This is a genomic window from Amycolatopsis echigonensis, from assembly GCF_002846615.1.
Lineage (GTDB): Bacteria > Actinomycetota > Actinomycetes > Mycobacteriales > Pseudonocardiaceae > Amycolatopsis > Amycolatopsis echigonensis.
On record NZ_PJMY01000003.1, the window covers coordinates 1,535,367 to 1,559,271 of the forward strand.

Consider the following 23,905-nt stretch of genomic DNA (forward strand, 5'->3'; position numbering starts at 1 on the left):
GGACGGACTGATGCGAGGGACGACGGTGCCCCCGGGAATGTGCTGCCGACCGGTCAAAACCGGGGAACTTCCGCTGCACCGGCTCGAGGTGCCCGCGCCCGGGGCGGTGCCGTTCGCGGTCGGTTCCTTCGACGCGGTGGGACCGTTGTCGAGGGCGGAATTCCCGCATCGGCACACGTTCCACGAAATCGTGCTCGTCACCGGAGGGACCGGCGCGCACGTCGTCGACCTGACGCGGTGGGAGCTGAGCCCGCCACACCTCGGCGTCGTCACCCCGGGCCAGGTGCACCACTGGGAGGCGAGCGGGCTCACCGGATCGGTCGTGCTGTTCACCGACGACTTCCTCTTCGACCATCCGGCCGACCGCGAAACCCTGCGCAGGCTGCGCGAACGGCCGTGGCTTCGGCTGGACCGGGCCGAGCACGACCGCACCGCGCGGCTGATCGCCGAACTCGAGGAGGAATTCCGCCGCGGCGGCGAGGACGGCGAATCCGTGCTGCGCGCCCTGCTGCACGTGCTGATCGTGCGCGCCGGACGGCTGCCCGGAACTCCGTCCGCGCCGGCACCCGCCGGCGCCCGCGCGGTAGCGGCGCAATTCGCCCAGCAGGCGGAAAAATCCGAACTGGGACTGTGGTCGGTGCGCGCGCATGCCGAACGGCTCGGCGTCACTCCCGGCTACCTCACCGAGGCCGTCAAAGCGGCGACCGGGCGCACCGCGGCGGAATTGGTGCGCGAGGCGCGAATCCAGGAGGCGAAACGGTTTCTGCTGCGGACGAATCTGTCCGTGCGGCAGGTGGCGAGCCGCGTCGGATTCGCCGACCCGGCCTACTTTTGCCGGTTCTTCCGGCGCGAAACCGGGTTGAGCCCCGGCGGATTCCGCCGCACCGGTGACGCCGCCCCGAAGATTCACCACGACTGCGGGACTCCGTCCATCGCTGCGGGCTGATCTCCTCCCTACCGTCGAGGGGAATCCCGAGCCCCCACCGAGGAGCAGGCATGGACGAAGACAGGAAGTTCAGCCGCAAGACAGTGCTGAAGGCCGCGCTGGCCGCCGGAGTCGCCGCGCCGGTCGCCCTCGTCGGCGGTCCCGCGCTGGCTCGCACGAATTTCGCGGGCGGGCAGAACGTCGAGCCGACCCCGTACTGCCACGACGGCGACGAACCGACGATCGACCAGACCGAGGGCCCGTACTTCAAACCGGACTCGCCCGAGCGGAGCGTGCTCGTCGACGACAACACGCCGGGCCAGCGGCTCACCGTGAGCGGGTACGTCTTCGGCTTGTCCTGCCAGCCGATCGGCCGCGCGCTGCTGGACTTCTGGCAGGCGGACGTCAACGGGGCCTACGACAACGACGGGTTCAACTTCCGCGGCCACCAGTACACGAACGACCTCGGAGAGTTCAAGCTGACCACCGTCGTGCCCGGCCTCTACCCCGGCCGGACGCGGCACATCCACGTCAAGGTGCAAGCCCCCGGGCAGCCGATCCTGACGACCCAGCTGTACTTCCCGGGCGAGCCGCGCAACAACACCGACACGATCTTCGACGCGCGGCTGCTGATGACCGTCCGCGACGCCCCGAACAACGCCAAGGAGGCCGCGTTCGACTTCGTGCTCGACGTCCAGCAGACGCCCACGGGAGGACCGACGACCGGACCGCCGAGCGGCGGGACGTCCTGGACCGCGGGCAAGGCGTACCCCTCCGGTACGCGCGTCACGTTCAACGGGGTCAGCTACGTGTGCCTTCAGGGCCACACCGCCCAGCAGGGCTGGGAACCGCCCAACGCGCCGGCGTTGTGGCAGAAGGGCTGACCCTCTCCTCACGAGAACGGCGGGCTCCCCCCGGGCCCGCCGTTCTCCGTTTTCCGAGAAGTTTCCGAGAAGCCCGAACCGGGCTGTCGAGTTACGGTCGACGCATTCGTCTTCCATTACGACGACGCCGGACCGGCCCTCGGAGGACACATGCTGTATCTGCTGGTGATCTACAACTGCGACCGTCCCGAACCCGGCGATCCGGCCTTCCCGGACGCCTTGGCCAGGGTGAACGCGTTCGCCGACGAATGCCGCCGGCGCGGGGTGTTCGTGTCCGGCCATCCGCTGCAGGGCGAGCACACCGCGACCACGGTCAGCGTCCGAGAGGGGAAGACGCTGATCACCGACGGGCCGTTCCTGGAGACCCACGAGCATCTCGGCGGTGTTTACGTCCTCGATTGCCGCGATCTCGACGAGGCCCTCGAACTCGCCGCGCTGTGCCCGATGGCTGAGGTCGGCACTATCGAGGTGCGCCCGGTCGCCGGCGTGCCCGGGCTGTCCCACCAGGCATGACGTCGCCGCTGCTGCGGGAGGTCTACCGCGAGCACCGGGCGCGGATGCTCGCGGCGCTGGTCCGCGTCCTCGGCGACTTCGAACTCGCCGAGGACGCGCTGCAGGACGCGTGCGCGCTCGCCCTGCGCAATTGGGGCGACGAGCCGCCGGACGATCCCATGGCGTGGCTGCTGACCGCCGCCCGCAACAGCGCGATCGACCGGCTCCGGCGCGCCCGCCGCGGCCAGGAGAAGCTCGCTCAGCTCGGCGAACAGCCGGAGGTCGCGGTGGAACCGTCCGAGGACAGCCTGCTCGCGATCGGCGACGAACGGCTCAGCCTCGTCTTCACCTGCTGTCACCCCGCGCTCGCCGAGGAGGCGCGCGTCGCGTTGACGCTGCAGGCGGTGGCCGGGCTGACCGCGGCGCAGATCGCGCGGACGTTCCTAGTCAGCGAGGCGACGCTGGCGCAGCGGCTGGTGCGGGCCAAACGCAAGATCCGCGACGCCGGGATCAGCCTCGCGGTCCCGGCCGACCATCTGCTGTCCGAGCGGCTGTCCGGGGTCTTGGCGGTGCTGTACTTGATCTTCACCCACGGCTACACCGCGCCGGAACACCGCGAGCTGCAACAGGAAGCGATCCGGCTGGCGAAACTGGTCGCGACGCTCATGCCGGACGAGCCCGAAGCGCTCGGCCTGGTTTCGCTGCTGCTCGTGCACGATTCGCGCACCGCTGCTCGCTACACGCCCGACGGCGATGTCGTCCTGCTCGAAGACCAGGACCGAAGCCGTTGGGACCACAGCGAAATCACCGAAGCGATCGGTCTGCTGGACCGTGCGCTGCGCTTCGGAATGCCTGGGCCGTATCAACTGCAAGCCGCCATCGCCGTCCACCATGCGCAGGCCCGTTCCGCGGCGGACACCGACTGGGCGGCGATCGCTGGGCTGTATCACCGGTTGTACGAAACGAATCCGTCGCCGGTGATCGCGTTGAACCACGCCGTCGCGGTCGCCATGGCCACCAGTCCGGAGGAGGGGCTGGCGCTCATCGACCGCATCGACGGGCTTGACCGGTACCACCTGATGCACGCCGCGCGCGCCGATCTGTTGCGCCGTCTCGGCCGTACCGCCGAGGCGATGGCCGCGTACCGGCGCGCCCACGAGCTCGCGGTCAACCCAGCCGATCGGCGTTTTCTCGCCGGTCGCTTAGCCACCTTGGAGTCCTGATGAGACTGTCCATTCTCGACAACGGACATCGCCTGCGAGCCAAGCTGTTCCTGTCGATCACGTCGAAGCAGCCGCCCGACATCGTGAAGATGCTGCTGTACCGTCCCGGTTTTCTCACCCGGCCGCTGCTGGACCTCACCGCTCCGGCGATGCGCGGCCCGTCGTACTGGACGGCCGGGGAGCGCGAATTCCTCGCCATGTCAACGGCGTTGCTGCACGAGTGCCCGTTCTGCATCGACTCGCACGCCGAACTGACCCGGATCGCCGGACAAGGCGAGATCGATCCCTCGCAGCCGGACGCGGCGCGGCCGGAAGTGCGCACCATCCGGGCGTTCCTGGAGACCGTCACGCTGAACCCGGACCAGATCGTGCTGCCGGATCTTCCGCGTGCGGCGATTGAGGAAGCGTTGCGGGTGAACCTGGTGTGGAACGTCGTGAACCGGCTCGCGAACGCGTTCGGTTTCGTGCTTCGCGAAGGGCAACTGGAGAGCGGAACCCGGGCCCTGCACCGGTTCGGGTATCGATTCCCTGGCTTCCTGCTCGCCGGTGGTCCGGCCGACCAGCACGAGGATCCGGTAGAGAACATGCGGTATTCGGTGTTCACCGCGCCGGCGGTGACCGACCAGGCGCTTCGCGTCGCGGCGGCGGGCGGCGACGGCCTGCCCGCTCCGTTGGAGCCCTTCGCGGCGAAGGTCCGCGACGCGTCCTACCGGCTCACTGACGCCGATTTCACCGAGTTGACCACGAAATACCAGGAAGACGAGGTCTACGAGATCACTGTCGCCGCGGCCGTGGGCGCCGCGTTGCGCAGTTTCGATGCCGGACAGCGCGCACTTCTTGCCGCGTAACGCGAACCGGCGGCCAGGAGTACCCGGCCGCCGGTTGGTGTCCGCTGTCCGCTCAGGGGCGGTAAAGCTCCTTGACGACGTCGATGTTGTCGTTCTTGTCGACGTGGATCTCGGCGTGCAGCGGGCTCGAGCCGTTCAGCGCCTCCATCAGGGCCTGCTCAGTGCACGGGTTCGTGCCGCGGCCCTGGGGGTCGAGCGCGACCTCGCCGCCCGGGCACAGTTCAGCGGCGCCGAAGACCTGCACGGCCTTGCTCAGCGGAAGGCGGTAGGTAGTGGCGTCGCCGGGAACGAACTTGCCGTCGTCCGGGCCGCCGTTCTTCCAGGTGATCAGCTGGAACTGGGCCATGTTGACCGAACGGTCGAAGCCGGTGAACTGCACGGTCTGCGTCGTGTTCGGGAAGCGGCGCGTCGGGGCGGCGGGCTGGCCGGTACCGCCCTTGCCCGCGGTCGGCGCGGTCTTGATCATGAACTCGGTGCCGCCGTCCTTGCCGCAGTTCACAACGCCCTGGGCGAATTCCTCTTCCGCGCCCAATGCGCAGTCCCAGTGCCCTTCAATGCCGAGGACCCGGTGACCGGGCCCCTCACCCTGCGTCGGTGCCAATTCGTAGTACTTCGTCATGACATTGAAGGCTTCGACGCATCCCGGAACGGATCCGCTCGCGCTTTCCACGGCGATCAGATCCATTTTCTGCCCATTGGCCGGACCGACCTGTCCGCCGAGCTTGCTGCAGTTGACGTCACCGTCCGGAAGAGGGGAAGTGCCTGCCGCACCGGCCGAACCGCCCTGCGGGTTCTGCTTGACCGCTGCCGTGCCGGAAATGCTCTTCGCCGTGGAACCATTTCCGCCGACATTGTTTCCGCTGCACGCGGAAAGCAAAGCGGTCGCGGCGACCGCGCCGCCGACCATGACCAGCTTCATCGACTTCATCGCGGTGAATCCCATTGTGCTCTCCCCTGCGCCGGTGTCTTTGGTGAATCTCTGCCCCAAAGACGTGAAGCACCGAATGACGTTGGCTCGGAAGTTCCGCGGAGAGCCATAGTTGCCCCAATGTCGCCCCCGCTTGGTCCGCGCGGGCACGACCTCGACCGGCCTCGCAACCCGTCGCGGTGCGGCCGGAGAGCTAGGCCGCGAGACCGAGCGCCGCCAGCCACACCCGAGTCAGCGTCGCCGCCGCGTCGTCCAGCGAGCTGTCGGCGACAAACGCCTGGTAGAAGACGCGTTCGGTCATCCAGACCAACGCAGTGGCGACCTCCGCCGCGGTTCCAGAGGGCAGTCCGGCGCGCTCGGCGACACCGGCCATGGTGTCGGCGAGCGCCACCACCGCGGAGCGCCAGGCCTGGTCGATCGCCGGAACCGACGGCGACAGTTCGACCGCCGTGCGCATCACCGTGCCGTGCTCGCGCCACATCCGGGCGGTCTGCGCGATCCCCTGCCGGACCGCGTCGCCGGGAGCGGCAGCGGCCGCGTCCACCTCGTCCACCTCGGTGCGCAGCTTGGTCACCGTCCGCTCGACCAGCGCGGCGAGCACCTCGTTCTTGGAGCCGAAGTAGAAGTAGAGCGCCCCCCGGGTGATCCCGGCTTCCTGCGCGATCGTCGCCACGGTCATGCCGTCCGCGCCCACGGAGTCCAGCTGCTGCTCCGCCGCGTCGAGAATCGCGCGTTCGCGCAGGTCTCCCTTGGTCGGAGCCGTCCGGCGACGGGTGCGGGTGCCTCGCTCTTCCACCAGCACGTTCTATCACGACGACTATTTTCTACGCAGTGCAGATTTTTCTCGACGCGGTGTAGAGTTGGCTTCATGACCAAGCTCTTCCTGATCACCGGCGTCAGCTCTGGCCTCGGCCGAGCCTTCGCCGAGGCCGCGCTCCAGGCTGGCCACACTGTCGTCGGCACCGTCCGCAAGCAGGCCGACGCTGCGGAGTTCGAGCAGCTGAAGCCGGGCAAATCCCTCGCGCGCATCCTCGATGTCACCGACGACGACGCGGTGTTCCGGACGGTGGACGAGATCGAAGCCGAGGTGGGCCCGATCGACGTCGCCATCGCCAACGCCGGGTATGGCCACGAGGGCGTCTTCGAAGAGTCGACGATGGCGGAGCTGCGTGCGCAGTTCGAGGTGAACGTGTTCGGCGTCGTCGCGACGGTGAAGGCAGTGCTGCCGTACATGCGGCAGCGGCGAAGCGGGCACATTCTCGGCGTCACGTCGATGGCCGGGCTGATCACCGTGCCGGGCACGTCCTTTTACCAAGGCAGCAAGTTCGCCGTCGAAGGCATTCTCGAAACGGTCGGCAAGGAGGTCGCCCCGTTCGGCGTGCACGTCACCGCGATCGCGCCGGGATCGTTCCGGACCGACTGGGCGGGCCGGTCGATGGTCCGCACCGACCGTTCCCTGCCGGACTACGACCAGGTGATGAACCCCGTCCGCGCACACCGCCTCGCGGCGAGCGGCAAACAGCTCGGCGACCCGCGGAAGGCCGCGGAAGCCGTGCTGCACATCCTCGACGTCCCGAACCCGCCCGCGCACCTGGTCCTGGGCTCCGACGCCCTCCGCCTCATCGCGAACGGCCGCGCGGCGGTCGACAAGGAGATCCAGGAATGGGCCGAGCTGAGCCGCTCCACCGACTTCCCGGACGGAGCCCAGTTGCCCGGCTGAGCCGCTGCCTGCGACGGATCCCTCAGTCGCGCGGTGTGCGGCGAGTTCACTGCAGCTGCTCACAAAACGCCCGCTGCCGGGCCATCGCCAGAGGCGAGAACCCGATGCCGCATTGGGTGCATCTGACGCACCCAATGCGGCATCGGGGTATGCGGGCGGGAACGGTTCAGCCGACGTAACCGGTGAAGGAATGCTGTGCCCGGCACCAGATCGAGATGCCTACGCCACCGGGCCGCGCACGCTGCGCAGGCCGAGCGCCCAGGGTCATCCGCCCGTCGAGCACCCCCAAACGCACTCACCGCGCCGCCCCGGCCAAGGGGGCGTCCGCGCCTGGACGCCCCCTTCCGGGTCACTCCACCAGCAGATCCTCAATCATGATCGGAATGCGCCGCACCCGGATCCCGGTCGCGTTGCAGACCGCGTTCGCCACCGCGGCCGCCATGCCCACCGCGCCGATCTCGCCGACTCCGCGGGCTCCGACCGCGTTGTGCAGCGTGTCCGGGTACTCGACGAACTGCACGTCGATCTCCGGGATGTCGGCGTTGACCGGCAGCAGGTAGCTCGCGAAATCAGCGTTCGCGGGCCGTCCGCTCGGCTCCACTTCCAGTCCCTCGTGCAGGGCCGCGGACACGCCCCAGATCATGCCGCCGGACAGCTGGCTCCGCGCCTGCGTCGGGTTGATGATCCGGCCGCCGTCGAAGACGCCCAGCATCCTCGACACCCGGACCTCACGGGTCAGCCGGTGCACGCGGACCTCGCAGAACTGCGCGCCGAACGAGCTGAACGAATGCTTCGTCATCTCCTCGCCCGGGGCGGAAGACCCCTTGGCGGACAAGGATTCCCGGCCGATCGCGCGCAGCAGTTCGCCGAATGGCATGGTGCCGTGGTTGCCGTGCAGCAACCCCTCGGCGTACGTGACCACCTCGCCCTCGAACGGCGCGCCCGGCTCGGCGGCGAGCGCCACCAGTTCGTCGAGCAGTTCGGTGGCCGCGAGCATGATCGCGGTGCCGGTGCTCGCCGTGGCGGTCGAGCCGCCGGACATGCCGCCCGGCGCGAACCGGGAATCGCCCAGGTGCGGGGTGACGCGTTCCGGGTCGATGTCGAGGGATTCGGCCCCGATCGTGGCCAGCACGGTGAGCAGCCCGGTGCCCGGGTCGGCCCCGCCGGTGGACACGTCCGCGGTTCCGTCCGCGTTGAGCGTGATCTCGACCGTCGCCGGGAAGCGCAGCCCCGGGAACATCGCGGTCGCCGTGCCCATGCCGACGAGCCAGTCCCCGTCGACGTGCCCGCGCGGAGACCGGTTCGCCCAGCCGAACCGCTGCGCCCCGATCTCGTAGCACTCGTCGAGGTGCTTGCTCGACCACTGCAGATCGACGCCGGGAGGAGCGAGCGAACTGTTGCGCTTGCGCAGTTCGATCGGATCCATCTCGAGCGCGATCGCGAGTTCGTCGATGGCGCTTTCGAGCGCGAACGAACCCGACGCCTCCCCGGGCGCGCGCATGAACGTGCCCGGCGGGATGTGCAGCGGCACCATTTTCTGGCTGATCGACAGGTTCTGCGTCGCGTACCACTCGCGCGAGGTGCCGTGCGATGTCGGCTCCACAAAGGACCGGCTCATCGACGTGGCCGACCAGGAGTCGTGCTGGACCGCGATCAAGGCGCCGTCGCGGTCCGCGCCCAGTGCGATCTTCTGCACCGTGGCCGGCCGGTTCGCGGTCGCCGTGAACACCTGCTCGCGCGTGAGCGCGCACTTCACCGGACGGTCGAGCGCCCTGGCGGCGGCCGCGGCCAGCATCCCCGGAGCCGAGGTGCCCGCCTTGCCGCCGAACGCGCCGCCCACGTACGGGTTCACCGCGTGCACGGCCGACGGCTCAACGCCCAGCACCCCCGCCATTTCCATGGCTTGCAGGTAGCTGGCCTGGTTTCCGCTGTAGAGGGTGAGCTCGCCGCCGTCCCACTTCGCGACCGCCGAATGCGGCTCCATCGCCGCGTGGTTCTGCGTCGCGGTGCGGTAGGTCTCCGAGACGACGACCGGGCTCTGCGCCAAGGCGTCCTCAATGGACTCGACGCCGTCGGCGAGCACCTCGATCGACGGCGCGCTGCCGCGGCTCTCCGGGGCGTCCTCCGCGGTCGCGAGCCCGTCCTCCATGGACGTCAGCGCGGGCTTTTCCTGGTACGAGACCTCGATCAGCCCCGCCGCGTCCCGCGCCTGCTCGAACGTCTCCGCGACGACCAGCCCGATCGGCTGCCCGTAGAACACGACGTCCCGGTCGTGCAGCGGGAGCCACAGGTCCCCCATGAGCTGCGACTTGAACGGGTGCAGTTCGAGCGGATCGAACGGGCTGTACACGCTCACGACCCCGGGCGCGCTCTTCGCCGCGGTCACGTCCATCGCGGTGATCTCGCCGTGCGCGATCGTGCTGAGCACGATGTACCCGTACAGCATGCCGGGGAACGTGCGGTCCAGCGCGTAATCGGCCTGGCCGGTGACTTTCCGCGGAGCGTCCAGCCGCGCGTTCATGCCCGGCTCCCTTCGGTCAGTTCGAGCAGCGCGCGGACGATGGTCCGCTTGAGCAGCGAAGGTTTGAACACGTTGCCGGACAACGGCTTCGCCCCCTCCACCGCCGCCTCGGCGGCGGCTGCGAAAGCTTCCTCAGTCAGCTCCGCGCCGCGCAGCGCCTCTTCCACGGCAGGCAGCCGCCACGGCACCGTCGCGACCCCGCCCGCCGCCACGCGGGCGTTGGCGATCTTCCCGTCGCGCACGTCGAGCGCGACCGCCGCCGAGCACAGCGCGAACTCGTACGACTGCCGGTCGCGGACCTTGACGTAGGTCGAGTTCTCCGCCCAGTCGAGCCGCGGCACGCGCACCTCGGTGATCAGCTCGCCCGGACGCAGGTCGTGCTCGATTTCCGGGGTGTCGCCCGGCAGCCGGTAGAAGTCGGTCAGCGCGACCGTCCGGGTTCCCTCGGCGCTGGCCAGCACGACCTCCGCGTCGAGCGCGACCAGCGCGACCGCGACATCGCTGGCGTGGGTGGCCACGCAGGAATCGCTGGTGCCGAGGATCGCGTGCATCCGGTTGACGCCGGAAATCGCCGAACAGCCGCTGCCCGGCGAACGCCGGTTGCACGGCATCGCGACGTCCCGGAAATACGAGCATCGCGTGCGCTGCATCAGGTTTCCGCCGATGCTGGCCATGTTCCGCAACTGCTGTGACGCGCTCAGCAGCAGCGCGCGCGAGATCGCCGGGTACACGCCGGGATGCGCGGCGATGTCGCCCATCCGCTCCAGCGCGCCGAAGCGCAGGCCGTCGGCGGTGTCGATGCCCCGCAGCGGCAGGTCGTTGATGTCCAGCACCCGCTGCGGCGTGAGGACGTCGAGCTTCATCAGGTCGACCAGGGTGGTGCCGCCGGCGAGGTAGGTGCCCGCGCTGCCCAGCGCGTCCTCGACCGTGGCGGGTGCGGTCAGCTCAAACGGTCGCATCGGCCTGCCTCGCCTGCTCCACGGCGCGCACGATGTTCGGGTACGCCGAACACCGGCACAGGTTGCCGGACATGAACTCGCGGACGTCGGACACGTCGTCGCGCACCGCGGCGACCGCCGACATCACCTGCCCGGACGTGCAGAACCCGCACTGCAGTGCGTCCTGGTCCACGAACGCCTGCTGCACCGGGTGCAGTTCGTCCTCAGTGGACAGTCCTTCGACGGTGGTGACGGGACCGCGCACCGCGGCCGCGAGCGTGAGGCAGGACAGCACCGGCTTGCCGTCGACGTGCACGGTGCAGGCACCGCACTGACCGCGGTCGCAGCCCTTCTTCGGGCCGGTGATGCCCAGCCGCTCGCGCAGCGCGTCCAGGAGGGTCACTCCCGGCTCGACGCCGAGCTGCTCGGTTCTTCCATTGACTTCAAGGGAAATGTCCACAGTAGGGTTCGCTTTCCCGCAGTCCGTCCGCGGCGGACGTCCTGCGGCGTGATGGTGGTGGTGACGGCCCTTCGGGAACACGAGCCGTCCGGGTAAACCGGATATTCATCCGCTTGGCTCGCTTTGACCGAGGCTAGCGGATTAGAATCCGCTACGCAACGAAGTGGAGCTACTCCAGGTAGTGCTGGAGCGGCTCCAGGTCCAGACCAGCGAAGGAACGCGGGAGGCGCGATGCCGGTGAGCCCGCGGCGGGCGGACACCCGGCGCAACCACGAACGGATCCTGACGGTCGCGGCGGAAACCGTGAGCCGGGCAGGAGAAGTGTCGTTCAATGCGGTCGCCAAGGAAGCGGGCGTCGGCGTCGGCACGGTGTACCGGCATTTCCCCACGCCGGAATCGCTGGTGCTGGCCGTCTACGAACGCGAGGTGAACCAGCTCGTCGAGATCGTGCCCGAACTGCTTGCCAACCATTCCCCCGATCAGGCCTTGCGCGTCTGGATCGTGGACCACTTGGCGCACTACATGATGACGAAACGCGGGCTGGCCAACGCGTTGCGCGCGTCGCAGAGCGAACTGCCGACGCAGGCGTACACGCGGATGCTCGCCGCGCTGGACACCCTGCGCAAGGCGAACGCGGAAGCGGGCACGATCCGGCCGGACCTGAAGACGGAAACGCTGATGCGCGGCCTTGGCGGGCTGTTTTTCCTTACTCCGGAAGGAGATTGGAAGGCGGAAACCGAAGGAGTGGTGGACCTGGTGTGGCACGGAATGCGGCTGAACTGACCAGGCCACGCGTCAAGCGAGGGCTTCGATGACGGTCCTCGCGCTGGCTTTCGGATACGCCGTCGAACCGTTGTGCCCGAAGTAGAACGACATGTCCCGCACGAACTGCGGAATCACCTCGGGTTCGGGAGCATCGGCCTCGCGGGCGGCCGGATTCAGGCCGACCAGAGCGGCGAGTTGTGCCAATGCCGCTCCCACGCGGTCAGTGTCGAAAGTGCAGCCGTCCAGCGATACCTCCAACGAGCTTCGCGCTGCCTGCACTCCCCCTTGGGTTCTTCGAGCCGCCGGAGGCGGCGCGAAATCACTCCGAAGTGGACAATACCTTCAAATCGAGCCCGGCCCGCTCGAAATGTCCCCTCGGATCCGGCACCAGCTTGCGCTTCTCCAGATCCATCAGCCCCAGCGTGCACTTGATCTCGGCCGACAGCGTCCCGTCCAGTTTGATGATGCGCGAGGTCATCCAGAACACCTTGCCGTCGCCGAACGAGGCGTCGCAGGTCACGTCCACCACGTCGCCGGCGCGCAGTTCCCGCCGGTAGACGATGTTCGACTCCAGCAGCACCGGTGCGAGCCGCGATTCGCGAAGGTTCGCGTCGCCGGCTGCTTCGAAGACCTCCAGCCGCGAAACCTCGCCGTACGAGTGGTACACGGCGTGGTTCAGGTGGCCCAGCGTGTCGAGTTCGTAGTGGCGCACCTTGATGCGAGTGCGGAACGGTTCGCGGTCGGTCACGACGACCAGGCTAGTTGTCGTAGAAGAGTTCCTCGACCACGGCATGCGCGTGCCGCGTCACACGGCGGTAGGCGTCGAGGAACTCGCCGGGATCGTCGTCCACCGAGTAGCCGAACACGCGCGCGACCGCGGCCAGGTCGCGGCCGGTGCCGGGCACCTCGTCCGCCGCTTTGCCGCGCACCAGCATGGTCGCGTTGCGCACGCGCGTGGCGAGCAACCAGGCCTCGCGCAACGAGTCCACCGATTCAGCCGGCGCGAGACCGGCTTCCGCCAAGGCGGTCAGCGCGTCGAGAGTTGACGTCGTCCGCAGGCCGGGCACCTCGTGCGCGTGCTGCAGCTGCAGCAACTGGACAGTCCACTCGACGTCGGCGAGACCGCCGCGGCCGAGTTTCGTGTGCCGCGTCGGGTCGGCTCCGCGCGGGAGCCGTTCGGTCTCCACCCGGGCCTTGATCCGCCGGATCTCGCGCGCGTCCTTCGGGTCGAGCCCGCCTTCCGGATAACGCAGCGGGTCGATCAGGTCGATGAACCGCTCGCCAAGCTCCTCGTCACCGGCGACGAACCGGGCCCGCAGCAACGCCTGCGACTCCCACACCTCGCCCCAGCGCTGGTAATACGCCCGATACGACTCCAGCGTCCGCACGAGCGGCCCGCTGCGACCTTCCGGCCGGAGATCGGCGTCGACGATCAGCGCCGGATCCGCACTAGGCGCGCCGAGGATCTTCCGCACCGTCTCCGCGACCGACGAGGCGAACCGCAGCGCTTCGGCGTCCGGAACCCCTTCGGCGGGCTCGCAGACGAACAGGACGTCCGCGTCCGAGCCGTAGCCCAGTTCCGCTCCGCCGAGCCGTCCCATGCCGATGACCGCGATCGTCGCCGGAGTGCGCCCAAGCTCAGCCTGCCGTTGCCGATAAGCCGCCGACAACGCTCCCTGCAACACCGCCACCCACACGCTCGACAGCGCTTCGCAGACCGACGGAACATCCAGCAGTCCCAGCAAATCCGCGCACGCGACGCGAAGCAGCTCATGCCGACGCAGCGACCGAGCAGCGGTGACCGCAGCGCTCAGCCCAGGCTGACGACGCACGGCGGCCCGAAGCGACGTCGCTACTTCGGCTGGCGTACGTCCGGTCAGCCGAGCCGGATCTCCCAGCAGCTGCAGCACTTCCGGCGCGCGGACGAGCAGGTCTGGAACCAGGTTCGACGTGCCGAGCAGGAAGGCGAGCCGCTCGACGACGGTGCCCTCGTCGCGTAGCACGCGCAGGTACCACGGCGTGTCCTGAAGCGCCTCGGAAACCTTGCGATACGAGAGCAGCCCGCCGTCCGGATCCGGCGTATCGGCGAGGCAGTCGAGCAACACCGGGAGCAGCGCCTGCTGAATGGCCGCGCGCCGCGACACCCCGGAGGTCAACGCCTTGATGTGCTGCAGTGCCCCTTCCGGTGCGGCATACCCGAGCGCGGAGAGCCGGCTGGCTGCCTGTTTCGTGGTGAGCCGCAACGCTTCCGTCGGCACATTCGCCACCGACTGCAGCAGCGGACGGTAGAAGACCTTCTCGTGCAGCCGCCGAATCCCCTGCGCGTGGCGACGGAACTCGGCCAGCAGCGCCTCGCCCTGGCTACGCCCGCGAGCCGCCCGGATCCCACAGGCACGCGCGAGGATCCGCAGCTCATCGGTGTCCGACGAGGCGGGGAACAAGTGCGTCCGCCGCAGCCGACGCAGCTGCAGCCGGTGCTCGACAGTCCGCAGGAACTCGTACGACGAGCTCATTTCCGCCGCGTCCGCGCGGCCGACGTACCCGCCGTCGCCCAGCGCGGCCAATGCCTCCAAAGTGGACGGTGAACGCAACGCGGGATCCACCCGGCCGTGCACGAGTTGCAGCAGCTGTACGGCGAACTCGACATCCCGCAGCCCGCCGCGCCCCAGCTTCAGCTCACGTTCGAGATGCTCCGACGCGACGTGTTCCTCCACCCGCCGGCGCATCTGCTGGACCTCGGTCACGAAGTTTTCGCGATCCGCGGCGGACCACACCATCGGCGCGACCATTTCCGCGTACTGGCGGCCCAGCTCGACGTCACCGGCCACCGGACGTGCCTTGAGCAAAGCCTGGAACTCCCAGGTCTTCGCCCATTTCTGGTAGTACGCGGTGTGCCCTTCGAGCGTGCGGACCAGCGCGCCGCTCTTGCCTTCGGGCCGCAGTGCCGCGTCGACCTCGAAGCAGGCGTTGCCGACCACCCGCATCATCGTGCTGGCCAGCCGGGTCGCGACGCCGAGGTCCCCGGCGCCGACGAAGATGACGTCGACGTCGCTCACGTAGTTCAGCTCGCGGCCGCCGGTCTTGCCCATCGCGATCACCGCGAGCGTGCCTTCGGCGGACGCGCCGACCTCCTGCTCGGCCACCACCAGCCCGGCCTGCAACGACGCCTCGGCAAGAGTGGTCAGCTCGCTGGCTACGTCACGGAACTCCGGATGGTCCAGCCCGGGCTCGACGAGGTGGCCGAGGTCGGCGGCGGCGATGCCGAGCAGCAGCCCGCGGTATCCAGCGCGCAACGCCTGTTCGGCGGCGGTTCCCGTCGCATAGGTCCCGTCGTCCTGCCGGACCCGCTCAAGCAGCCGGTCGGCGAACTGTGCCGGGTCCGTGCAGCGGTTGCCCGCGAGACAGCGCCACTCGCCCGGATTGGCGACGAGGAAATCCGCCAACGCGGTGGAGGTGCCGAGCACGCCCAGGAGCCGGCCGCGAAACGTGCGGTTCTCGCGGAGTGTGCTGTCCAGCTCCGGCCAACCGGCTTCGTCGGCCTCGCGAATGCGGTCGAGCCCGGCCAGCGCGAGGTCCGGATCCGCGGCGCGCGAGAGCGCGAGGAGGACGTCCGTGGCGCCCTCGGCGGCCCCGCCTTCGTTCCACCAGCCCGCGGCGCGCAGTTGACCGTCGGCCCGGGTGTCGGTGAAGCCGTACCTGGCCGCCGAAGCTGTGGTTCGCGCGCGCTCTGCCATCGCTCACACCGTAGCCGGGCCCGGGGCGGTTCAGGCAGCCAGGCGGTCCGGTTCGGTGTCGACGACGGAGGGTTCGGGGACCTGGAAGCTGTGTGCGGTGACAGGTTTGCGCCGAGACAGGAGGTAGATCCCGGCCGCGAAGAGAATCCCCGCGACGCCGACCGCGATGGTTCCGACCTCGCCGAGCGACGCGATCTTGCCCGCCACCGCGCCGACGACCGCCGCCGCGGGCAGCGTGAACAGCCACGCGAGCACCATCCGGCCTGCCATCCGCCAGCGGACCGGTGCCTCGCGCCTGCCGATTCCAGACCCGACGATGCCGCCCGAGCAGACGTGCGTGGTCGACAGCGGGAACCCGAGGTGCGAGGACAGCAGGATCACGACAGCGCTGCTGGTCTGCGCGGAAAAGCCCTGCGGGCCTTCGATGTCGGTCAGGCCTTTGCCGAGGGTGTGGGTGATCCGCCAGCCGCCGAGATACGTGCCGAGTGCCAGCGCGGACGCGGCACTGATGATGACCCAGACGGGAGGAGCGGACCCGGCGGGAAGGCTGCCGGCCGCGACCAGCGTCAGGGTGATGACGCCCATGGTCTTCTGCGCGTCGTTGGTGCCGTGCGCGAGCGAAACCAGGGACGCCGAGACGATCTGCCCGATCCGGAAACCCCTGCTGCCGCGTTTGCGCACCAGGAACCGGTAGACGAGATAGGTGACCGCGGCCGCTGCCACTCCCGCGATCACCGGTGACGCGGCGGCCGGGACGAGCACCTTGTCCACGATCTTGCCGAAGTGGACGGAATCCGCGCCCGCGGACACCCAGGTCGCGCCGATCAGGCCGCCGAACAGCGCGTGCGACGAACTCGAGGGCAGGCCGACGTACCAGGTGAAGAGGTTCCAGACGATCGCCCCGATGAGCCCGCCGAACACGATGGCGGGCCCGATCCTGGTCTCGTCGACGAGACCGCTGGAAATCGTTTTCGCGACCTCGACCGAGAGGAAGGCGCCGGCCAGGTTCAGCACCGCGGAGATCGCGACGGCGACGCGGGGCCGGAGTGCTCCGGTGGCGATCGAGGTCGCCATCGCGTTCGCCGTGTCGTGGAAGCCGTTGGTGAAATCGAAAATCAGCGCCGTGCAGATCACGACGACAACGAGCAGCGAGGGGTCCACCCCGACCTCCGAACCCTACGGAAATACCTCTCGCAAGGTACCTGACCGTTTGGGTGAGCCGTTAACTCGCCGTAAGTGATCCCGACGTCATCCGTTAAGCCAGCGGCAACCGGCGTTGACTTTCCGGAGCCGCTTCCAGCTGACCGGCGGCCAACTGGACGAACCGGCGCGCGAACGGACGCCAGGTCTCGGCGATGTCCGCGTGCACAGAGATGAGGGTGTCGTCCTCCAGTGCGCCCGGACGGGTGAGTTCTGCCATTTCCGGGTCCGCCTCGGCCCAGGCCCGGACGACGTCCGGCGTGGTCTCGATATGGAACTGGACACCGTAGACACAACGGTTCATCCGGTACGCCTGGTGCGGGTACTTCGGCGTGGACGCGAGCAGTTCGGCGCTCTGCGGCAGAACGGTGATGACGTCACGGTGGAACTGCAGGACGTCCGGGAGGAAGGGCATGTCCGCGAAGAGCGGATCGACCCACGCCGCGTCCTTCTTCGACACGAGCCCAGGCCCGACCTCGGGCCCGGACTCGCCCTCCGAGACCTGCCCGCCGGTGGCGACGGCGAGCAGCTGCGCGCCGAGGCAGATCGCCAGCGTCGGCACGGCCTTTCCGGCCGCGGCGGCGAGGAGCTTGCGGACGTCAACGAGCCAGGGGTGCTGGGAGTCGTCGAGCGCACCCATGCCGCCGCCGAGGCAGACCAGCCCGTCGTACCCGTCGAGGCTTGACGGCAGCTCCTGCTCCGGCGGCAGCCGCACGTCGAGTTCAGCGCCGGCCTCGGTGAGCCACTCCCCGAGCGGGCCGAGGGGGTCGCTGGCGTCGGGCTGGATGATGAGCAGACGAGTCACGGCGTCCAGGGTACGGGCTATCCCGCTTCTGTCGGATAGCCGTGGGCGAGCCAGGTCGTGATGCCGCCGGAGAGCCGTTTCACCGTGAAGCCGAGCCGCGCGAGCCGATACGCGCCCTGGGTGGCAGCGTTGCAGTAGATGCTCTCGCAGTAGCAGACGTAGACGAGGTTCCGGTCGAGGTCACGGGTGCTTTCCTCGGTCATTTCCCGATACGGCAAGCAGATCGCGCCCGGCAGGTGGGCTTCGGCGTACGCGCCGGGGCTGCGGGTCTCGACCAGGACGTAGCCGTCGGTTCGTCCGTCCGCGAGATCCTGGGCGAGGTCGACCGGATCGACCTCGAACGCGAGTTCGCGCCCGAAGTACTGGACGGCGTCTGAGGCTTCGCAGGGAAGGGAGAGGATGCGAGGTTTCACGCTGATGATCCTCCCGTTCCGGCCTTGCTCGGGGACAGGGGAAGATCCAGGTGTACCGCCGTCTTCGCCGGGGTTTTCCGGGTCTGGACGGCAGTTGGCTTGGAGTTTCTGGAGAGGGTGCCGCGGTGGATCTGGACGATGTTGATCGGCGCTTGCTGGAGCTTCTCCAGTCCGACGGTCGCCTGACGTTCTCGGAGCTCGGCCGCCGGGTTTCGCTGTCCGCGCCGGCCGTGACGGAGCGGGTGCGCCGGCTGGAGCAGCGCGGGGTGATCACCGGCTACGCGGCGCGCGTCGACCCGGAGAAGCTGGGCCGCCCGATCCAGGCGATGGTCCGGGTCCGCGTCCGCAGTCTCGACGGGCCGCGGTTCCGTGAGGTGATCCTCCCGCTGCCGGAGATCACCGACGCTGACCACGTCACCGGGGACGAGTGCTGGCTGCTGCGGGTGCACTGCCGCACGACGGCGGAGCTGGAGCGGTTTGTCGAACAGGCCCAGCGCTACGGCGAGACGACGACCTCGCTGGTGTTCTCGTCTCCGGTTCGGGGCCGCGGGCTGCCGCTGTGACCTGGGCATGACGAAGGCCCGGACCCTGGTGTCGGGGTTCGGGCCTTGTCTGGGCCTGGATATGAGTCTGGGCCCCGGGAGAACCACCCAAAGGGGTTCTCGGACCGGGGCCCAGACCTATCCAAAGTAAGTTCGGCGGTGTCCTACTCTCCCACAACCCTTCGGTTGCAGTACCATCGGCGCAGTCAGGCTTAGCTTCCGGGTTCGGAATGGGACCGGGCGTTTCCCTGACGCTAAAACCACCGAAACACTCCGAAACAACACACGCACCAGCGTGGTGTTTCAGAACCGTAGAGTGGATGCGCAACATCTTCGTAGGCAAGTCCTCGGCCTATTAGTACCAGTCAACTCGACAACACATTACTGTGCTTCCATTTCTGGCCTATCAACCCAATCGTCTCTTGGGGGCCTTAACCCACAAAGGGGTGGGATACCTCATCTTGGAACAGGCTTCCCGCTTAGATGCCTTCAGCGGTTATCCCTTCCGAACATAGCCAACCAGCCATGCCACTGGCGTGACAACTGGCACACCAGAGGTCCGTCCGTCCCGGTCCTCTCGTACTAGGGACAGCCTTCCTCAAGTATCCTGCGCGCGCGGCGGATAGGGACCGAACTGTCTCACGACGTTCTAAACCCAGCTCGCGTGCCGCTTTAATGGGCGAACAGCCCAACCCTTGGGACCTACTCCGGCCCCAGGATGCGACGAGCCGACATCGAGGTGCCAAACCATGCCGTCGATATGGACTCTTGGGCAAGATCAGCCTGTTATCCCCGGGGTACCTTTTATCCGTTGAGCGACACCCCTTCCACCAGGAGGTGCCGGATCACTAGTCCCGACTTTCGTCCCTGCTCGACATGTCTGTCTCACAGTCAAGCTCCCTTGTGCACTTGCACTCGACACCTGATTGCCAACCAGGCTGAGGGAACCTTTGGGCGCCTCCGTTACCCTTTAGGAGGCAACCGCCCCAGTTAAACTACCCATCAGGCACTGTCCCTGAACCAGATCATGGTCCGAGGTTCAGATTCCCAATCCGACCAGAGTGGTATTTCAACAACGACTCCACACCCACTAGCGTGAGCGCTTCACAGTCTCCCACCTATCCTACACAAGCCGAACCGAAAACCAATACCAAACTATAGTAAAGGTCCCGGGGTCTTTCCGTCCTGCCGCGCGTAACGAGCATCTTTACTCGTAATGCAATTTCGCCGGGCCTGTGGTCGAGACAGCCGGAAAGTCGTTACGCCATTCGTGCAGGTCGGAACTTACCCGACAAGGAATTTCGCTACCTTAGGATGGTTATAGTTACCACCGCCGTTTACTGGCGCTTAAATTCTCAGCTTCGCCATTGCTGGCTAACCGGTCCTCTTAACGTTCCAGCACCGGGCAGGCGTCAGTCCATATACATCGTCTTGCGACTTCGCATGGACCTGTGTTTTTAGTAAACAGTCGCTTTCCGCTGGTCTCTGCGGCCAACCACCGCTCCACCCGCGAAGGGCTTCACAGTGCTTGGCCCCCCTTCTCCCGAAGTTACGGGGGCATTTTGCCGAGTTCCTTAACCACAGTTCACCCGATCGCCTTGGTATTCTCTACCTGACCACCTGTGTTGGTTTGGGGTACGGGCCGTGCATGCACTCACTAGAGGCTTTTCTCGACAGCATAGGATCACCCGCTTCGCCTCAAACGGCTACGCATCACGTCTCAGCCTATATGTCATGCGGATTTGCCTACATGACGGCCTACACGCTTACACCAGGACAACCATCGCCTGGCGGAGCTACCTTCCTGCGTCACCCCATCGCTTGACTACTACGGAATCAGGTCCCACGCTCCACACACAGACTCCGTCCGAAGACATTGCCTGCGGCTTCGGGTGGTTAGTGTCAACCGCCTCGCCATGGGCGCACATGCTCGGGTACGGGAATATCAACCCGTTGTCCATCGACTACGCCTGTCGGCCTCGCCTTAGGTCCCGACTTACCCTGGGCGGATTAGCCTGGCCCAGGAACCCTTGGTCATCCGGCGGCAGAGTTTCTCACTCTGCATTCGCTACTCATGCCTGCATTCTCACTCCCGCACCCTCCACGACTCGCTTCCGCGGCCGCTTCCCTGGATGCAGGACGCTCCCCTACCCACCCGTGCCACTGCACCGTTTCCGAAGAAACAGCGGATGTATTGCACGAGTGACACAGCTTCGGCGGTGTGCTTAAGCCCCGCTACATTGTCGGCGCAGGACCACTTGACCAGTGAGCTATTACGCACTCTTTCAAGGGTGGCTGCTTCTAAGCCAACCTCCTGGTTGTCTGGGCAATCCCACATCCTTTCCCACTGAGCACACACTTAGGGGCCTTAGCTGGTGTTCTGGGCTGTTTCCCTCTCGACGACGAAGCTTATCCCCCGCCGTCTCACTGCCGCGCTCTCACTAACCGGTATTCGGAGTTTGGTTGATTTCGGTAACCCGGTAAGGCCCCTAGACCATCCAGTAGCTCTACCCCCGGCAAGAAACACGCGACGCTGCACCTAAATGCATTTCGGGGAGAACCAGCTATCACGGAGTTTGATTGGCCTTTCACCCCTACCCACAGCTCATCCCCTCAGTTTTCAACCTAAGTGGGTTCGGGCCTCCACGACGTCTTACCGTCGCTTCACCCTGGCCATGGGTAGATCACTCCGCTTCGGGTCTAGACCACGCGACTCAGTCGCCCTGTTCGGACTCGCTTTCGCTACGGCTACCCCACCCGGGTTAACCTCGCCACGCAGCACTAACTCGCAGGCTCATTCTTCAAAAGGCACGCCATCACGTCGAAACGCTCTGACGGCTTGTAGGCACACGGTTTCAGGTACTCTTTCACTCCCCTCCCGGGGTACTTTTCATCTTTCCCTCACGGTACTCGTCCGCTATCGGTCTCCAGGAAGTATTTAGGCTTACCGGGTGGTCCCGGCAGATTCACAGCAAATTCCACGAGCTCGCTGCTACTCGGGAACACCGCCACACGACACAAACACAGTTTTCGCGTACGGGGCTCTCACCCGCTCCGGCCCGCCGTCCCAAACGGTTCCGCTAACCATGCCGCATCACGCCCAGAGTGTCAGCTCTGAGAAGACAGGTCCCACAACCCCGACCACACAACCCCTGACAGGTATCACATGCAATCGGTTTAGCCTCATCCGCTTTCGCTCGCCACTACTCACGGAATCACTTTTGTTTTCTCTTCCTGCGGGTACTGAGATGTTTCACTTCCCCGCGTTCCCTCCACACCGGCTATATATTCACCGGCGGGTAACACCACATCACTGGTGCTGGGTTTCCCCATTCGGAAATCCTCGGATCACAGCTCGGTTGACAGCTCCCCGAGGCATATCGCAGCCTCCCACGTCCTTCATCGGCTCCTGAAGCCAAGACATCCACCATGTGCCCTTAACAACTTGACCACAAAGATGCTCGCATCCACTCTACAGTTCTCAAACACCACACCAGAAACAACGTGTGTTGCCTCAGGACCCAACAGCGCGCCAGCAAACAAGAACCCGCCCGGATCCGCGGCCGCCGTTCCACGCGGAGCACGCTCCGCAGTACTAAGTCGGCGGCATCACCACCGCGAGAACCCTTAACCAGTAGTTCCACAATTCCTTGAGCAACCCGCACAGACCTGCATTCGAGGCCTAAGCACGGGCCACTCCCAGCACGATGACTGGGATGTGTTGTGCTCCTTAGAAAGGAGGTGATCCAGCCGCACCTTCCGGTACGGCTACCTTGTTACGACTTCGTCCCAATCGCCAGTCCCACCTTCGACCACTCCCTCCCTTGCGGGTTGGGCCATGGGCTTCGGGTGTTACCGACTTTCATGACGTGACGGGCGGTGTGTACAAGGCCCGGGAACGTATTCACCGCAGCGTTGCTGATCTGCGATTACTAGCGACTCCGACTTCACGCAGTCGAGTTGCAGACTGCGATCCGAACTGAGACCGGCTTTAAGGGATTCGCTCCACCTCGCGGTATCGCAGCCCTCTGTACCAGCCATTGTAGCATGTGTGAAGCCCTGGACATAAGGGGCATGATGACTTGACGTCATCCCCACCTTCCTCCGAGTTGACCCCGGCAGTCTCCCACGAGTCCCCGCCATGACGCGCTGGCAACGTAGGATAAGGGTTGCGCTCGTTGCGGGACTTAACCCAACATCTCACGACACGAGCTGACGACAGCCATGCACCACCTGTACACCAACCACAAGGGAAGCCCCATCTCTGGGGATGTCTGGCGCATGTCAAGCCCAGGTAAGGTTCTTCGCGTTGCATCGAATTAATCCACATGCTCCGCCGCTTGTGCGGGCCCCCGTCAATTCCTTTGAGTTTTAGCCTTGCGGCCGTACTCCCCAGGCGGGGCGCTTAATGCGTTAGCTACGGCACGGACAACGTGGAATGTCGCCCACACCTAGCGCCCAACGTTTACAGCGTGGACTACCAGGGTATCTAATCCTGTTCGCTCCCCACGCTTTCGCTCCTCAGCGTCAGTATCGGCCCAGAGACCCGCCTTCGCCACCGGTGTTCCTCCTGATATCTGCGCATTTCACCGCTACACCAGGAATTCCAGTCTCCCCTGCCGAACTCAAGTCTGCCCGTATCGACCGCACGCTCCACGTTAAGCGTGGAGATTTCACGGCCGACGCGACAAACCGCCTACGAGCTCTTTACGCCCAATAATTCCGGACAACGCTCGCACCCTACGTATTACCGCGGCTGCTGGCACGTAGTTAGCCGGTGCTTCTTATCCAGGTACCGTCACTTGCGCTTCGTCCCTGGCGAAAGAGGTTTACAACCCGAAGGCCGTCATCCCTCACGCGGCGTCGCTGCATCAGGCTTGCGCCCATTGTGCAATATTCCCCACTGCTGCCTCCCGTAGGAGTCTGGGCCGTGTCTCAGTCCCAGTGTGGCCGGTCACCCTCTCAGGCCGGCTACCCGTCGTCGCCTTGGTAGGCCATTACCCCACCAACAAGCTGATAGGCCGCGGGTTCATCCCATACCGCCGGAACTTTCCACCCTCGAAGATGCCTCCGAAGGTCATATCCGGTATTAGACCCAGTTTCCCAGGCTTATCCCAGAGTACAGGGCAGATTACCCACGTGTTACTCACCCGTTCGCCACTCATCCCCGGCCGAAACCGGTTCAGCGTTCGACTTGCATGTGTTAAGCACGCCGCCAGCGTTCGTCCTGAGCCAGGATCAAACTCTCCAACAATGAACAGTTCGATCGAGACTACTTCTCAATCAATCTCAAAGGAAACCCCGACGAGGGGGTTTCATATAAGCTCTACTGGCTTAGTTCACTAGCACACTGTTGAGTTCTCAAGCAACACACCCCGAACCAGCCCCGGAATCAACCAGGCCAAGCTCGATGCGTTATTTCAAGCTTTTGGTCGAGCATGCCGGTACCTACAAGGCTAGTCGTAGGGAGTCGGCGGCCGCTCGTGGGCCGACGCTGAACATTACCT

The 23,905-nt window shown here is 66.4% G+C and carries 19 protein-coding genes and 3 rRNA genes; 8 read left to right on the forward strand and 14 right to left on the reverse strand.

Annotation, left to right across the window (positions count from 1 at the left end; genetic code table 11):
* Positions 1–10: 10 nt before the first annotated feature.
* From ATK30_RS11775 to ATK30_RS11795, 5 genes are all read left to right on the forward strand, one after another.
* Positions 11–946, forward strand: coding sequence for a helix-turn-helix transcriptional regulator (locus ATK30_RS11775; RefSeq protein WP_167441885.1), 936 nt, complete (start codon positions 11–13; stop codon positions 944–946).
* Positions 947–996: 50 nt separating this feature from the next.
* A complete protein-coding gene (locus ATK30_RS11780) occupies positions 997–1,809 on the forward strand; it encodes a dioxygenase family protein (RefSeq protein ID WP_101435640.1) in 813 nt (270 codons plus the stop codon).
* A gap of 150 nt (positions 1,810–1,959) precedes the next feature.
* Positions 1,960–2,322, forward strand: coding sequence for a YciI family protein (locus ATK30_RS11785; RefSeq protein ID WP_101435641.1), 363 nt, complete (start codon positions 1,960–1,962; stop codon positions 2,320–2,322).
* Positions 2,319–3,524 carry an RNA polymerase sigma factor gene (locus tag ATK30_RS11790; protein WP_101435642.1) on the forward strand — a complete coding sequence of 402 codons (1,206 nt, stop codon included), beginning with the start codon at positions 2,319–2,321 and terminating at the stop codon, positions 3,522–3,524. Before ATK30_RS11785 ends, ATK30_RS11790 begins: the two co-directional genes overlap by 4 nt.
* A complete protein-coding gene (locus ATK30_RS11795; RefSeq protein ID WP_101435643.1) occupies positions 3,524–4,372 on the forward strand; it encodes a carboxymuconolactone decarboxylase family protein in 849 nt (282 codons plus the stop codon). The genes ATK30_RS11790 and ATK30_RS11795 overlap by 1 nt, the downstream gene beginning before the upstream one ends.
* 52 nt (positions 4,373–4,424) lie before the next feature.
* Here the strand turns inward: ATK30_RS11795 and ATK30_RS11800 are convergent, their stop codons facing one another.
* Both ATK30_RS11800 and ATK30_RS11805 read right to left on the reverse strand, forming a co-directional pair.
* Complete coding sequence (locus ATK30_RS11800) at positions 4,425–5,315, reverse strand: hypothetical protein (protein ID WP_101435644.1); 891 nt, start codon at positions 5,313–5,315, stop codon at positions 4,425–4,427.
* Positions 5,316–5,493: 178 nt separating this feature from the next.
* The gene (locus tag ATK30_RS11805; protein WP_244194589.1) at positions 5,494–6,096 is read right to left on the reverse strand and encodes a TetR/AcrR family transcriptional regulator; all 603 of its coding nucleotides are present in this window, start codon (positions 6,094–6,096) and stop codon (positions 5,494–5,496) included.
* Between the two features lie 72 nt (positions 6,097–6,168).
* Between ATK30_RS11805 and ATK30_RS11810 the strand changes: the two genes are divergently transcribed.
* A complete protein-coding gene (locus ATK30_RS11810) occupies positions 6,169–7,020 on the forward strand; it encodes an oxidoreductase (protein WP_101435646.1) in 852 nt (283 codons plus the stop codon).
* 349 nt (positions 7,021–7,369) lie between these two features.
* Here the strand turns inward: ATK30_RS11810 and ATK30_RS11815 are convergent, their stop codons facing one another.
* Genes ATK30_RS11815 through ATK30_RS11825 form a run of 3 tightly spaced genes read right to left on the reverse strand, consistent with a single transcriptional unit; the run spans position 7,370 to position 10,939 of the window.
* Positions 7,370–9,541: a xanthine dehydrogenase family protein molybdopterin-binding subunit gene (locus ATK30_RS11815; protein WP_101435647.1), complete on the reverse strand. Its 2,172-nt coding sequence runs from the start codon at positions 9,539–9,541 to the stop codon at positions 7,370–7,372.
* Positions 9,538–10,500, reverse strand: a complete 963-nt coding sequence (locus ATK30_RS11820; protein WP_101435648.1) for an FAD binding domain-containing protein — start codon at positions 10,498–10,500, stop codon at positions 9,538–9,540. Before ATK30_RS11820 ends, ATK30_RS11815 begins: the two co-directional genes overlap by 4 nt.
* A complete protein-coding gene (locus tag ATK30_RS11825; RefSeq protein ID WP_037712534.1) occupies positions 10,487–10,939 on the reverse strand; it encodes a (2Fe-2S)-binding protein in 453 nt (150 codons plus the stop codon). Before ATK30_RS11825 ends, ATK30_RS11820 begins: the two co-directional genes overlap by 14 nt.
* Before the next feature lie 231 nt (positions 10,940–11,170).
* Here ATK30_RS11825 and ATK30_RS11830 point away from each other — a divergent pair, with 231 nt between their 5' ends.
* Entirely contained in the window at positions 11,171–11,722 is a 552-nt protein-coding gene (locus ATK30_RS11830; protein WP_101435649.1) for a TetR/AcrR family transcriptional regulator, read from the forward strand.
* A gap of 12 nt (positions 11,723–11,734) precedes the next feature.
* Here the strand turns inward: ATK30_RS11830 and ATK30_RS11835 are convergent, their stop codons facing one another.
* The 6 genes from ATK30_RS11835 to ATK30_RS11860 all read right to left on the reverse strand — a co-directional run bounded on the left by ATK30_RS11835 (position 11,735) and on the right by ATK30_RS11860 (position 17,856).
* Positions 11,735–11,920, reverse strand: a complete 186-nt coding sequence (locus ATK30_RS11835) for a hypothetical protein (RefSeq protein ID WP_143271375.1) — start codon at positions 11,918–11,920, stop codon at positions 11,735–11,737.
* Between the two features lie 103 nt (positions 11,921–12,023).
* On the reverse strand, positions 12,024–12,452 hold the full coding sequence (locus tag ATK30_RS11840) for an acyl-CoA thioesterase (protein ID WP_101435651.1): 429 nt from the start codon (positions 12,450–12,452) through the stop codon (positions 12,024–12,026).
* Between the two features lie 10 nt (positions 12,453–12,462).
* A complete protein-coding gene (locus tag ATK30_RS11845) occupies positions 12,463–15,438 on the reverse strand; it encodes a bifunctional [glutamine synthetase] adenylyltransferase/[glutamine synthetase]-adenylyl-L-tyrosine phosphorylase (protein WP_101435652.1) in 2,976 nt (991 codons plus the stop codon).
* A 30-nt stretch (positions 15,439–15,468) separates the two neighbouring features.
* Positions 15,469–16,599, reverse strand: coding sequence for an inorganic phosphate transporter (locus ATK30_RS11850; RefSeq protein ID WP_167441886.1), 1,131 nt, complete (start codon positions 16,597–16,599; stop codon positions 15,469–15,471).
* Positions 16,600–16,693: 94 nt separating this feature from the next.
* Complete coding sequence (locus ATK30_RS11855) at positions 16,694–17,443, reverse strand: type 1 glutamine amidotransferase (RefSeq protein WP_101435653.1); 750 nt, start codon at positions 17,441–17,443, stop codon at positions 16,694–16,696.
* A 17-nt stretch (positions 17,444–17,460) separates the two neighbouring features.
* Complete coding sequence (locus ATK30_RS11860; protein WP_101435654.1) at positions 17,461–17,856, reverse strand: rhodanese-like domain-containing protein; 396 nt, start codon at positions 17,854–17,856, stop codon at positions 17,461–17,463.
* Positions 17,857–17,981: 125 nt separating this feature from the next.
* Between ATK30_RS11860 and ATK30_RS11865 the strand changes: the two genes are divergently transcribed.
* Positions 17,982–18,419, forward strand: a complete 438-nt coding sequence (locus ATK30_RS11865) for an Lrp/AsnC family transcriptional regulator (protein WP_101435655.1) — start codon at positions 17,982–17,984, stop codon at positions 18,417–18,419.
* 130 nt (positions 18,420–18,549) lie between these two features.
* On the opposite strand, the gene rrf is transcribed toward ATK30_RS11865, so the two are convergent.
* The 3 genes from rrf to ATK30_RS11880 form a co-directional block, all read right to left on the reverse strand.
* Positions 18,550–18,666, reverse strand: a 5S ribosomal RNA gene (gene rrf, locus ATK30_RS11870).
* 67 nt (positions 18,667–18,733) lie between these two features.
* Positions 18,734–21,849 (reverse strand): 23S ribosomal RNA (locus ATK30_RS11875).
* 283 nt (positions 21,850–22,132) lie between these two features.
* Positions 22,133–23,652: ribosomal RNA gene (locus ATK30_RS11880) — 16S ribosomal RNA — on the reverse strand.
* Together the 16S, 23S and 5S rRNA genes form the textbook arrangement of a ribosomal RNA operon.
* Positions 23,653–23,905: the final 253 nt, after the last annotated feature.